The organism is Streptomyces sp. NPDC093149 (genome assembly GCF_044754145.1).
Classification (GTDB): Bacteria; Actinomycetota; Actinomycetes; order Streptomycetales; family Streptomycetaceae; genus Streptomyces.
On the sequence record NZ_JBIVON010000002.1, the window covers coordinates 758,054 to 769,724 of the forward strand.

An 11,671-nucleotide genomic window follows, 5' to 3' on the forward strand; every position below is an offset into this window, starting at 1 on the left:
GCGTACGCCTGACGCTCATCCGGTGATCTACAAATACGCGCGATGTTGGGAAGGTCACGTACGCCCGGAAATGGGAAGCTCTGGTTCCGGGCGTACGTGCGCCGCTGCCCACCGGCTGCGGGCTGTGCCGTCCTCGGAGCGGCCCGCGCGCGGGATCCGTCGTGTGCGGAGCCGCTCGCGAACGTAGGGGGCGACCGTGCGGAACGGCCCCCGGGCGGTGGGGCCGGGCCCGCACGGATCGGCCCGTCACGGCTGCCGTGGCCCGCTTGGCCGTTGCGGCGGTCTGCCGGCTGTCGCAGGCTCCGGCTTCCCTTGCGTCAGACGGTTACGGCCGGCGCCTGCTCGTGCGCGCGCTCCTCCCCGCGCTCCGCGCCGCCCCGGCCGAACAGCCGGTCGAGTGCCAGCGCGCCGGGGCCGGTGAAGACCAGCAGGAGGAACGCCCAGCAGTAGACGGCCGAGGGCTCGCCGCCGTTCTGCAGCGGGAAGAGCGCCTCGGGCTGGTGGACCTTGAAGTACGCGTAGGCCATGGAGCCGGACGAGATCAGCGCGGCGACACGGGTGCCCAGGCCGAGCACCACCAGGCCGCCGCCGACGAGCTGGATGACTGCCGCGTACCAGCCGGGCCAGGTCCCGGCGGGTATGGAGCCGCCGCCCATCGCGCCGCCGAGGACGCCGAAGAGCGAGGAGGCGCCATGGCAGGCGAAGAGCAGACCTACGACGATCCGGAACAGGCCGAGAGCGTAGGGCTGGGCCTGATTCAAACGTGCGTGCATGGGGGGTGGGCTCCTTCGGTCTGGTGGGGACGTGAACCGATTGAGTGCTAAAGATTAGGGAAACCTCACCAATGCTTGCAAGTTCAACATTCTGTCGACTGGCTGAAAGTTGCCCTGCGGTTGTTGATCGATGCTTGCGTCGGCACCGTCTCCAGCTGCGCACCTTCCTGCGTCGCCTTGGCCTGAACCAATGTCGGCGCAACTTTCCGGCCACGCGGGACGAGTGGCATGAGGAGATCTTCGAACCGGGGTGCGCCGCCCTGCGGGGGTGTGCCGGAACCGCGCCCGCCCGCCCGTGTCGTGCTGCGGGCCGCCCGAAGCGCCGGACGGACGGCTGTCGGTCGGGGCGGAGGTGGTTCCAGGGGTCCCGGGGGGTCGAGTGGTGCGTGAGGGGGCAGGTCAGGCGACGGGCGCGTGCGTCGAGGGTGCCATCGGATGCCCAGGGAGCGCGGGGGCCCGTGGTGTACGCATGGTGCACATCACCTGACAGTGCGCAAACCGCCGCAAGGCAGGGCGGCCTCCCGGTCCCGTCGCCGGACCGGCTCCCCCGGTTCCTGGAAGGAGCCGGGGGAAGAGCGTCCGATGTTCCAGGTGGGAGCGCCGGCACGGCTTCCCGCCGGGGCCGGTCCGGCTTCCCTCGGGTCCGCGGCGCTCGCCCACGATGCTGCGCGGCGTTCCGCTGCGCAGCATCGTGGGCGGGCGTCGACAGCGGGGATGCGGTGCGAGGTGTCGATCAAGGGATGGCGGCAGGAACCGGGGCCGGCGGAGGTCTCCTCGCGCGCCCGGTGGGCCGCGTCGGCGTCGAGTGCCGATGGCCGCCGCTCGTCGAGCGTGCGGGCCGCGAGAGGAGACCTCGTCGGCAGTCGTACTCGGCCGAAAACACTCCGGTGGTTCCAGTGCGTGCGCGCCGCCGCGCATCCGGCTCCGCGACGGAGTGGAGCGGCGTCCCGGCGCGGCCGACACGGTCGGCGCGCTTCCGCGCAAAGCGCCCCCCGGCCGGCCCCGCCCCCCGGCCGGCCCGCCCGGTGGGTGACGTACCCGAGGCGGTGGTCCCGGCCGGTCCCGGCCGCTGCGTCGTGCTCTCGCGCCGTTACCGCGCACGGGTAGGGAGCCGTGCGGTGTGCACGGCTCCCTGGCCGGCCACGAACGACGGGGGAGAGGCGGGCTGTTCGGCTTCGCGCCCCCTGCCGCTCCGTTCGCCGCTCCGTTGACCGGCCTGTTCGCCGACCTGCTCGGTGCGGTGTCCGGCGCGGCGCCCGCCGCAGTGTTCAGGGGCTGTTCAACGCCGCCGTGTTCAGCAGTTGTTGAGGACGGACTGCAGGGCGCTCTTCTCGGCCGAGTCGACGCTCAGGTTGTAGTAGTGCTTCACATGCACCCAGGCGCGCACGTAGGTGCAGCGGTACGAGGTGAGCGGGGGCAGCCAGCCGGCCGGGTCCTTGTCGCCCTTGGACTGGTTGACGTTGTCCGTGACGGCGATGAGCTGCGGGCGCGTCAAGTCGTTGGCGAATGCCTGCCGTTGGGCGGTGGTCCAGCTGCTGGCACCCGATCGCCAGGCCTCGGCGAGCGGGACCATGTGGTCGATGTCCAGATCGGAGGCGGCGGTCCAGGTGGCGCCGTCGTACTCCGAGTACCAACTGCCGCTGACAGCCGCGCAACTGGCGTCCTGCGTCACGTTCGTTCCGTCCCGCTTGAGGACGACCTCACGCGTGTTGCAGGTGCCCGACTGGGTGATCCAGTGCGGGAACTTGTCGCGGCTGTAGCCGGTCGACGAGCCCTCTGCGGAGACGGTCAACTGGCTCAGATACGTGCGGGCGGTCGACGCCGAGACCGGGGTGGGCATGGCCGCCTGGGCGGTGGGGGCGGTGAGCAGGCCGGTCGTTGCGGCGAGGGCGGCGGATGCGGCGAGGACGGCGATGCGACGCGCGTAGACACCTGACATGCGAACTCCTTGTGCGTGGGGGGACCTTGGACGGGTGACCTGTGGGGCCCGGCCATCGTGACGGCGCCGGGTTTCCGTGGGGTGGGCGCCAGGTAACAGAGTGGCGACATGGGCACGTCACATCAAGAGTTCTGACGAACGATGCCGACGCAATGGGGGCGTACGTCCGCATCTGCGCGGGCGTATGTGCTGACGCATCGGCAACCGGCCGGTGGCGAGTGCCGGTTGATGGCTGCCGGTCGAACCTGCTCGGTCACAGGGCTACGGCGTGCTGCTGCCGGTCGAACCTGCTCGGTCATAGGGCTACGGCGTGCTGCTACCGGTCGAACCGGCCCGGTCATAGGGTTACGGCGTGCTGCTACACGTCGACATCACGCTCGGGGTCGTCCTCGCCCTGTTGCTGGCGGCGGCGGCCGGCGTCGCCGCACTGGCCTCGCTCGGCCGGTCGCGGGAGATCCTGCTGGCCGGGCTGCGGGCCGCGGTCCAACTCGCAGCGGTTTCCCTGCTCATCGGCTGGGTGGTCGGTTCGCTGCCGCCACTGCTCGGGTTCGTGGCGCTGATGTACGCCGTGGCGACGGTGACCGCGGGACGCCGGGTCACCCGCAATCGGACCTGGTGGTGGGCGGCTCTGCCGATCGGGGCGGGGGTCGCGCCGATGATCGCCCTGTTGCTGTCCACCGGACTCGTCCCGGTCCGGGGCATCGCGCTGATCCCGGTGACCGGCATCCTCATCGGGGGTGCTCTCACCGCGACCGTGCTCGGCGGTCGGCGGGCGCTGGACGAGCTGACGACCCGGCGCGGGGAGGTCGAGGCCGCGATGGCGCTCGGGCTGCTCGACCGTGATGCGAGGCTGGAGATCGCCCGGCCCGCCGCGGCGGACGCGCTGCTGCCGGGGCTCGATCAGACGCGGACGGTCGGGCTCGTCACCTTGCCGGGCGCCTTCGTGGGCATGCTGCTGGGCGGCGCCTCACCGGTCCAGGCGGGGGCCGTGCAACTGTTCGTGCTGGTCGCGCTGATGGCCGTGCAGGCGGTGGCCGTCACGGTCGTGCTCGAACTGGTGGCGCGAGGACGGCTGCACCGGGACTGACGTCCGCCGGGCAGGGGTCATCGCGCGCTGATGTGCAGCCGGATCGATCCGTCGGCCGCCGCCTCCACCCGGAGCTGTGTCAGATCATCGATGTGCGCGTCGGGCGAAAGCGCCGCGGCCCGAGGGCCGACGCCCACCACGCGCATGCCCGCCGCCCGGCCGGCCGCGATGCCCGCCTCCGAGTCCTCGAAGACGACACAGTCCGCCGGGGCGAAGCCCAGCTCGGCCGCTCCCTTCAGGAAACCCTCGGGGTCCGGCTTGCTGGCGCCGACGCACTCGGCGGTGACGCGGACGGCCGGCATCCGCAGGCCGGACGCGGTCATCCGGGTCCGGGCCAGCGCCGCGTCGGCCGAGGTGACCAGGGCGTGCGGAAGCGCGGCGATCGCGTCCATGAAGGCGGGGGCGCCGGCAACGGGGACGACGCCGTCGGTGTCGGCGGTCTCCTCTGCGAGCATCACCCGGTTGTCCGCGTAGTTCTGCTCCATCGGACGGTCCGGGAGGAGCGCCGCCATGGTGGCGTACCCCTGCCGTCCGTGAACCACCTTGAGCGCCGCCTCCGGGTCGAGCCCCTCCCGCAGCGCCCAGCGCCGCCAGCAGCGCTCCACGACGGCGTCGGAGTTCACGAGGGTGCCGTCCATGTCCAGGAGCAACGCCTTGAAATCACCAATGGTCTCTGACCTGGGCAAGGGGGCCGTCCTCTACGTGTGGCGTATTTGTTTCGCCACGATACAAAGAAGGATGCCGCTCTGGCCAATCCAGGGATGCGGGCCGCCGGCCGGACCGGTCGCGAAAGGCCGTGATGCCCTGCCCGCGAACGTCTGCATGGCGGCCTGTACGGCCTGGCGGCGCGTCTTGGTACCGAGGATCGGCAATCGCGGCCACCTGCCCGACGATCGCCCGGAAGCGGTCGATGGCGGCGCGCGGGACGGTGCGGTGGGCGGCGGTGACACGGTCTGCGGTCTCCTGCGCGAGGCGGTGGACGACTTGTGCCTGCGGGGTGATGTCGTCGACCGGCCGGCAGGTGTCGTCTGACGGTGCGCCGAGTTCGGCGACTTCGGCACGGTGACCCGCGTCGTACGCCTCGGCGGTCACCTCGAACACCTCAAGGCTCGCGGCCCGGCCGAGTTCGTCGACCACGTCCTGAGCGGAGCGTCTCAGTGCCTGCACTGCGGAGAGCTTTCGCCCGGTCCGCTGTGGTGAGTCGTATTCGTCCGTCAGTTGCCGTGCAGTGACGTCGAGTTGGCTTGCCTCGGCGGCGGCGTGCAGATCCCGCGTACCGGCGGCCCGATCGTCGACCGGGCTCCGATCCATCCGGGCCGGGTCCTCGACCGGGCCGGATGGATCGGTGCGTAGCCACCTTCCCCAGAGGTGGTTGGAGTCCCAACCTTTTAGGCGTCAACTGGGGTCATCCGTATGTTCAGTTGAACTGAAGACAACGGAACGGTAACGGAACATCTACGCCCGTAGACCACCCTTGCGTACCCTGATCCGGTGCGTACGCTGGAGTTGCCTAGCACGAAGCTCGGCAACTTTTCCATCCATAAGGAGAAAATAAGATATGCCGTCAGTCACATGAGCGAAGTACCAATGGCGCTGCGCCGCTAGCAGAGTTTGACCTTTCGACCATCGTTTCCGAATCCACTACCTGTGTGAACCGCGGGGCGCCGAGCTGGGGCCGCCGTGTCAAGGTTGTAGCGGCCGTTGCCGCATCCACCGCAGCCGTCGCTTTTTATGTCATTACCGGCATCCTCGCTGTCGACCGGGGATGCGAATCGGCACACAACGTTCCTGCCGCTGAGACTATTTGCCATATTGCGGGCGTAGCGCCCATCGAGTCAGACTCAACTATCAAGTAATCAAAGACAGTTGGGGGCCGCTCTTCCGGAGGAGCGGCCCCCTTCGGCTTGCAGGGGGGCGGGTGTCGCCGGGGTCGGGCGCCGGTCTCGGCGGGGATCGCCGCGACTTCCGCCTTCGCCGCCGTGTCCGTCCATGTCCAGGGATCGGTGCCCGGTCTTCGTGGCCGTGATGACGGCCCCGGCCCGTGTGAGCGGTTCCGGCGCGGTCGCCTCGGACTGCTCGGACTCGGCGGCGTCGAGCCCGGGGGTGAGAACGCAGGTGAAGAGAACAAGCAGCCTCGCCCGCCGGTCAGGGGGTGGCGGGCGGAGGCTACTTTGTTCCATCACGATACAAAAAGCTGTCCCCGAAAGCCAATTCCGCGCCGGACGGGGTCTTTCGGTACGGCGCTCAGGAGCGGCCCCGTCCCGTCGTCTCCGCCTCCAGCGCGCGGCGCGTGCGGGGTCCGTACACCCCGGGCTGATCACCCTCGATCGCCTTGTACGACTGGTAGACGCTCACGGCGTGCTCGACCTGCCCCGTGTAGTCGCCGTCGTCCCGTCCGTGGAACAGCCAGATCTCCTCCAGTCGACGTTGCAGCTCGGCCACCTCGGGTCCCTGGTCGCCGAGGCGCAGCGTGGGGCCTGCCGGTGGCGCGGGCGGTGCGACCGACGCCGGACGGCTCGCGGACGGCGTGGACGCCGGGGGCGCGGTCGTGGCGGGTTGCGAGGTGGCGGACGTGGACGATGACGGTGAGGTGCTCGCCGAGGGGGATGCGGAGGCGGGCGCGGACGGTGACGTGGACGCCGTTCCGGAGGGCGAGGGCGACACGGAGGCCGTTGCCGACTCCTCCGCAGGGGTGCTCGCCCCGGGGATGCTCGCCACCGTGGTCGGCAGGGCCGTTTCCCGGTCTGCGTCCCCGTTGTCGCTTCCGTCGAACAGGCCCCCTGCGAACGCCGCCGTGCCCACCACCGCGATCACGGCCGTACCCACGGCGAGTGCCGCGAAGGGCCGTCGCCGGCGAGGCCGAACGGGATCGGCGTCGGGCGCGAAGGGTGCGGCGGGGGGCGGTCCCGGGGCCGATGCGGCCCCCGCGGCGGGGGTCGGGGCGAAGGGCGGCGCGGGACAGTGCGCGGAGTTCGGCGCGAGGGGCCGCAGGGCGGCCGTCGCGCCGCCCGCTTCGGCCGTTTCGGCGGCGTCCTGCGGTGGCCCCGCCGGCTGCCGGCCGAGAAGGAGCGGCATCGTCGTGGCCGCGTCTCCCGCCGGGTGGCGGTGCGAGTCCTGCCGCTGCGGCTCGTCGTCGGCGGCCGGAGTCTCGTCGACCCCCAGTGTCACGTACGGCCGGATCCGTAGCGGATCGAAGTCCTCCGCCGCCGCGATCTCTGCCCTGTCGGCCGCCGACCGCTCGGCGATCCGTTGCTGCTCGGCGGCTCCGCGCAGCTCGTCGTCGCGCCGCGTCCCCTGCTCCCCGCACCTGCAGCGCTGTCCGGACCCGGGTCTTCCGGTCGGTTCCCCGCCGGGTCTCCGTCCCTCGTCCGGCGGTCTTCTGTCCATACCGCACTCCGGGCACATATGTCCGGTCATTGTGGGCCCCTCCCCTTGAACTGCCTGCGATTATGCAGCCCGCCGCCGAGATGCCCAATGCCGTACCGAAATGCGGTATCCGGTCCATGTCGCACCGTGGCGCTCGCCCCCGATCCGTCCTGCCGTTTCCCCGCGGGGCCGTCCCGGCCGGTCCCGGTCCCCCAGGCCGTTCCTCTCAGGTACTGCTCGGCAGGCCATAACCGCACAGAACGGCCAGGATGGGGAGGTAGTGGACCCGAGGAGATGTTCTATGGCCCAGCACCTGAGCCCCCAGGCCGCGGCCCCGGCCCCCGGTGAAGGCCGTTCCACGCGGTCGGTCATGGTGGCCATAGGTGCGCTGCTCCTCGGAATGCTCCTGGCCGCACTCGATCAGACCATCGTCTCCACCGCGCTGCCGACCATCGTGAGCGACCTCGGCGGTCTGGAACATCTCTCCTGGGTGGTCACGGCCTATCTGCTGGCGTCGACCGCCGCGACTCCGCTCTGGGGCAAGCTCGGCGACCAGTACGGGCGCAAGAAGCTCTTCCAGACCGCGATCGTCATCTTCCTCATCGGCTCGGCGCTCTGCGGCATCGCCCAGAACATGCCACAGCTCATCGTCTTCCGGGCCCTTCAGGGTCTCGGCGGCGGCGGCCTGATCGTGCTCTCGATGGCGATCGTCGGCGACATCGTCGCGCCGCGCGAACGAGGCAAGTACCAGGGTCTGTTCGGTGCGGTCTTCGGTACGACGAGCGTCCTCGGGCCGCTTCTCGGCGGGTTCTTCACCGAACATCTCAGCTGGCGCTGGGTCTTCTACATCAACCTGCCGATCGGCGTCGTCGCACTCCTCGTGATCGCCGCCGTGCTGCACATCCCGGTCCACCGCAAGCGGCACGCCATCGACTACCTCGGCACCTTCCTCATCGCCTCCGTCGCCACCTGCCTGGTCCTCGTCGCCTCGCTCGGCGGCACCACCTGGGCGTGGGGCTCGGCGCAGATCGTCGCCCTCGCCGCTCTGAGCGTGCTGCTGCTGATCGCCTTCGTGTACGTGGAACGCCGCGCCGCGGAGCCCGTCATCCCGCTGAAGCTGTTCCGGATCAGGACCTTCAGCCTCGTCGCCGTCATCAGCTTCGTCGTCGGCTTCGCGATGTTCGGCGCGATGACCTATCTGCCGACGTTCCTGCAGGTGGTGCACGACATCACGCCGACGATGTCCGGGGTGCACATGCTCCCGATGGTGTTCGGTCTGCTTCTCACCTCGACCGTGTCCGGGCAGATCGTCAGCCGCACGGGCCGCTGGAAGGTCTTCCCGATCGCGGGCACCGGCGTCACCGCGATCGGCCTGCAGCTCCTGCACCGGCTCACGGAGACCAGCAGCACCTTGGAGATGAGCGTCTACTTCTTCGTCTTCGGAGCCGGCCTCGGTCTGGTGATGCAGGTTCTCGTCCTGGTCGTGCAGAACGCCGTCACGTACGAGGACCTCGGTGTCGCCACGTCCGGTGCCACCTTCTTCCGCTCCATCGGCGCCTCGTTCGGTGTCGCCGTCTTCGGCACGATCTTCACCAACCGGCTCACCGCCGAACTGACCGCGGCGCTGGCCGGCCGCACCCTGCCCACCGGGGCCGGTGCCCAGGGGCTGGCCGCCGACCCGCGCGCCATCGGCCGGCTGCCGCCCGCGCTGCGGCCGGCGGTCCTGCACGCGTACTCGACCTCCATCACCGACGTGTTCCTGTACGCGGCACCCGTCGTCCTGGTCGCCTTCGTCTTCGCCTGGTTCCTCAAGGAGGACAGGCTGCGCGGTTCGGTGACCGCCCCGGAGCCCAGCGAGACCCTGGCGTCGAATCCGGTCGAGCGGTCCTCGTACGACGAATGCGCCCGAGCCCTCTCCGTGCTCGCCACCCGCGAAGGGCGTCGCAAGGTCTACGAGAAGATCACCGCGAGGGCGGGGTACGACCTGCTGCCCGCGGCGAGCTGGATGCTGCTGCGCATAAAGCGTCACGGCACGGTCGAGCCGGCCGCGCTCGCCGAGGCCGCCCCGGTGCCGCTACGGGTGATCAACGAGGCGGCGCGGCAACTGGAGGTGCGTGGACTGGTCCGCCGCGAAGGCGTGCAACTGGTGCTCACCGAGACCGGCGCGGAAGCGGTGGTGAAGCTCGCGACGGCCCGTGAGGAGTCGATGGCCGAGCTGCTGGGCGACTGGTGGGGGCCGGACCGGCCGACCGACCTGGTCGGACTCGTGGCGGAACTGACCGCCGAGACGAACGGGTCGAGCAGGGAACGGCCCCACAGCCCCGAGCCGAGACGGGACCACGCGGCCGGACCCGCGTGGCCTGTCTGAGCCGCTTCTCCCGGCCGGTGCGGCCCGTGTGGCCCGTGTGGCCCGTGTGGCGTGCGTGAGCCGCTACGGCCCGTCCTGGAGCCGGAGGTCCTTGGCGAACCAGTGCTCCGCGTACTGGCGCCGGTGGAACGCCGGGACCTCCCGATAGCCGTGCTTGGCGTAGAGCCCCCGTGCCTCGACGAGGTCGTTGCGGGTGTCGAGCCTGACCGTGCGTACGCCGAAGCCGCGCGCCGCGCTCTCGACGGCCGCCAGGAGCAGTCCGCCACCGCCCGTGCCGCGGAACTCCGGGCGCACGAACACCCGGGTCAGCTCCGCGATGTCCGCGTCCACCACCAAAAGTCCGGCGCAGGCCGCGGGCTTCCCGCAGAACCGGCCGACGACGAACTGCCCGGTGGGCGGGACGAGCCGGTCGGCGCCGTCGTCGGTGAGCCCCTCGTCGATCTCCTCGGCGGTAGCGGGCCGCCCCCAGTAGCGGCCGGCGACCTCGTCGTAGTAGTCACGACGCAGCAGCGCGGCATCGGGGGAGTCGAAGGGTTCGGGGGCCGTGGTCCAGGTCATGCCGGTCATTGTGACGCGGGTGGGAACACGGGATCGAACGGATGACGGCCTGGTGCACGGCAGCGAGCGGGCCCCTGCCGTGCACCGGGCCGTGAGCGGGACGGGATCCACGAGGAGACACGGCCGACGGCGACCGGATCGACGACGGGACGGATCGGTGGAGGCGGCGTTTCACCCCTCATGCAAGCGTTCGGATGGTGAGCGGGCACTCACCCCAGTGGCGGCGGAACCACGACCGGAGGCGGAGGCGCCACCGGCCGCCGCCGTCGGACCCGCAGCACCAGCAGCGCCGCTCCGGCCGCCACCAGTACGGCCCCGAGCAGCGACAGCACCCAGACGGGGATGCCGCCCACGGTCAGCAGCCTGTCGGTGTACACCATGGTCCGGTACGGGGTGTCGGCCCCGGCCGCGCGCAGTTCGTGGTCGCCGTCGATCCGTTCCGGGTACGGGAACGACTGCTCGATCGCGGTGAGGAACACCGGCTTGCCGCCCGTCATCGCCTCCAGCGCCCCGGTGTCGCCCCCTGCCGACCGGGTGTCGAGCCTGCCCGCGTACGTCACCTGCGGCGCATCGCCGCCGATCGCGCCGCGCGGCTCCATGCGATGCGCGGCCAGGACGTACAGGCCCAGCCGCTGCGGCGTCGAGGCGAGCTTCGAGAGCCGCATCGGGTACACCAGCCGGTCGCTGGCGAAGCGCAGCCGCAGCGGATCGAGGTCGCCGACGAGCGGGCTCTTCCCGTCCCGGGGGGCCAGGCGGATCGCGACGTACTCCCACTTCTGGTCGACATAGGGCGTGAGCGCCGTCGCCAGCCGGTCGGGCAGCTCGAAGCCGTTGTCCTTCAGCCATTTCTGCAGCGCCTCGGGGTCGGTCGCGGCCAGTCGTGCCACATCGAAGGGGCCGAGCCGTTCCCGGCCTACCACCTGGACCGGCGGGGCGCCCGCCGAAGGGCCGCCCACCCGGGCGCCGTCGCCCGGATCGGCGAACGGCCAGTCGCCGGAGCGCGGCCAGAAGTAGTGCCTGGTCGCCCGAACCGGCGCGGTCAGGGTGGTCAGCTCGGAGAAGAGCGACGGATCACCGAGCTCCACGCTCGCCCGGTGCGGCACCGGCATGATCCAGGCCGCCTCGGGGGCGTTCCCGCGCACCGTGAGCCGCATGACGATCTGCTCGGTACGGCCGTCCCAGTCCACCACCGATGTCTCCCGGTCGACCGAGACCTGCGTCGTCCTGCTCGGGACCATCGCCCCGCAGCCGCACGCGTACGCCGGGCTGATCAGCGATCCCAGCTGCAGCGACACCAGCATCAGCACCAGCGACAGCGCACGCACCGCCCATGGGCGCCCCTCGTCCCCGGCTCTCCGCTTCCCGTCTGCGCACCGCATGTCCGGTCTTCCTCCCCCGTGATCGACGAACACGGGGGAGGACGTGGGAACCACCGGCCCGGTTCCGGCCCGGTCGCCCGACCGATATGTCCTTCCGGACGTTCTTGCGAAAAAGGAGGACAGGCGAAGAGGGGGTGGATTGTGTCTACTTCATTGCGCAATGCGAAGGTTTCACAGCACGCCCAGGTCGAGGGACGGGTA

General features: G+C 70.9%; 9 protein-coding genes. 2 read left to right on the forward strand and 7 right to left on the reverse strand.

Annotated elements, in window-relative coordinates; genetic code table 11:
* Positions 1-317: 317 nt before the first annotated feature.
* Positions 318-773, reverse strand: coding sequence for a DoxX family protein (locus tag ACIQCZ_RS09935; protein WP_402281108.1), 456 nt, complete (start codon positions 771-773; stop codon positions 318-320).
* 1,294 nt (positions 774-2,067) lie between these two features.
* Entirely contained in the window at positions 2,068-2,712 is a 645-nt protein-coding gene (locus ACIQCZ_RS09940) for an HNH endonuclease family protein (protein WP_402281110.1), read from the reverse strand.
* Positions 2,713-3,064: 352 nt separating this feature from the next.
* Between ACIQCZ_RS09940 and ACIQCZ_RS09945 the strand changes: the two genes are divergently transcribed.
* A complete protein-coding gene (locus ACIQCZ_RS09945; protein ID WP_402281111.1) occupies positions 3,065-3,799 on the forward strand; it encodes an ABC transporter permease in 735 nt (244 codons plus the stop codon).
* A gap of 17 nt (positions 3,800-3,816) precedes the next feature.
* Here the strand turns inward: ACIQCZ_RS09945 and ACIQCZ_RS09950 are convergent, their stop codons facing one another.
* The 3 genes from ACIQCZ_RS09950 to ACIQCZ_RS09960 form a co-directional block, all read right to left on the reverse strand.
* Positions 3,817-4,485 carry an HAD-IA family hydrolase gene (locus ACIQCZ_RS09950; protein ID WP_402281113.1) on the reverse strand — a complete coding sequence of 223 codons (669 nt, stop codon included), beginning with the start codon at positions 4,483-4,485 and terminating at the stop codon, positions 3,817-3,819.
* Positions 4,460-5,110, reverse strand: coding sequence for a hypothetical protein (locus ACIQCZ_RS09955; protein WP_402281115.1), 651 nt, complete (start codon positions 5,108-5,110; stop codon positions 4,460-4,462). The genes ACIQCZ_RS09950 and ACIQCZ_RS09955 overlap by 26 nt, the downstream gene beginning before the upstream one ends.
* A 933-nt stretch (positions 5,111-6,043) precedes the next feature.
* Positions 6,044-7,186 carry a peptidoglycan-binding protein gene (locus ACIQCZ_RS09960; protein WP_402281116.1) on the reverse strand — a complete coding sequence of 381 codons (1,143 nt, stop codon included), beginning with the start codon at positions 7,184-7,186 and terminating at the stop codon, positions 6,044-6,046.
* A gap of 280 nt (positions 7,187-7,466) precedes the next feature.
* Here ACIQCZ_RS09960 and ACIQCZ_RS09965 point away from each other — a divergent pair, with 280 nt between their 5' ends.
* Positions 7,467-9,533 (forward strand): MDR family MFS transporter, encoded by a 2,067-nt coding sequence (locus ACIQCZ_RS09965; RefSeq protein ID WP_402281117.1) that lies wholly within the window; start codon positions 7,467-7,469, stop codon positions 9,531-9,533.
* A gap of 63 nt (positions 9,534-9,596) precedes the next feature.
* On the opposite strand, the gene ACIQCZ_RS09970 is transcribed toward ACIQCZ_RS09965, so the two are convergent.
* A complete protein-coding gene (locus ACIQCZ_RS09970; RefSeq protein WP_402281119.1) occupies positions 9,597-10,091 on the reverse strand; it encodes a GNAT family N-acetyltransferase in 495 nt (164 codons plus the stop codon).
* A gap of 209 nt (positions 10,092-10,300) precedes the next feature.
* The gene (locus ACIQCZ_RS09975; RefSeq protein WP_402281275.1) at positions 10,301-11,392 is read right to left on the reverse strand and encodes a DUF2330 domain-containing protein; all 1,092 of its coding nucleotides are present in this window, start codon (positions 11,390-11,392) and stop codon (positions 10,301-10,303) included.
* Between the last annotated feature and the right edge of the window lie 279 nt (positions 11,393-11,671).

Coding starts and splice junctions, on each gene's coding strand:
- ACIQCZ_RS09935 (WP_402281108.1), bottom strand. CDS start 773: ATGCACGCACGTTTGAATCAGGCCCAGCCCTACGCTCTCGGCCTGTTC.
- ACIQCZ_RS09940 (WP_402281110.1), bottom strand. CDS start 2,712: ATGTCAGGTGTCTACGCGCGTCGCATCGCCGTCCTCGCCGCATCCGCC.
- ACIQCZ_RS09955 (WP_402281115.1), bottom strand. CDS start 5,110: ATGGATCGGAGCCCGGTCGACGATCGGGCCGCCGGTACGCGGGATCTG.
- ACIQCZ_RS09960 (WP_402281116.1), bottom strand. CDS start 7,186: ATGGACAGAAGACCGCCGGACGAGGGACGGAGACCCGGCGGGGAACCG.
- ACIQCZ_RS09965 (WP_402281117.1), top strand. CDS start 7,467: ATGGCCCAGCACCTGAGCCCCCAGGCCGCGGCCCCGGCCCCCGGTGAA.
- ACIQCZ_RS09970 (WP_402281119.1), bottom strand. CDS start 10,091: ATGACCTGGACCACGGCCCCCGAACCCTTCGACTCCCCCGATGCCGCG.
- ACIQCZ_RS09975 (WP_402281275.1), bottom strand. CDS start 11,392: ATGCTGGTGTCGCTGCAGCTGGGATCGCTGATCAGCCCGGCGTACGCG.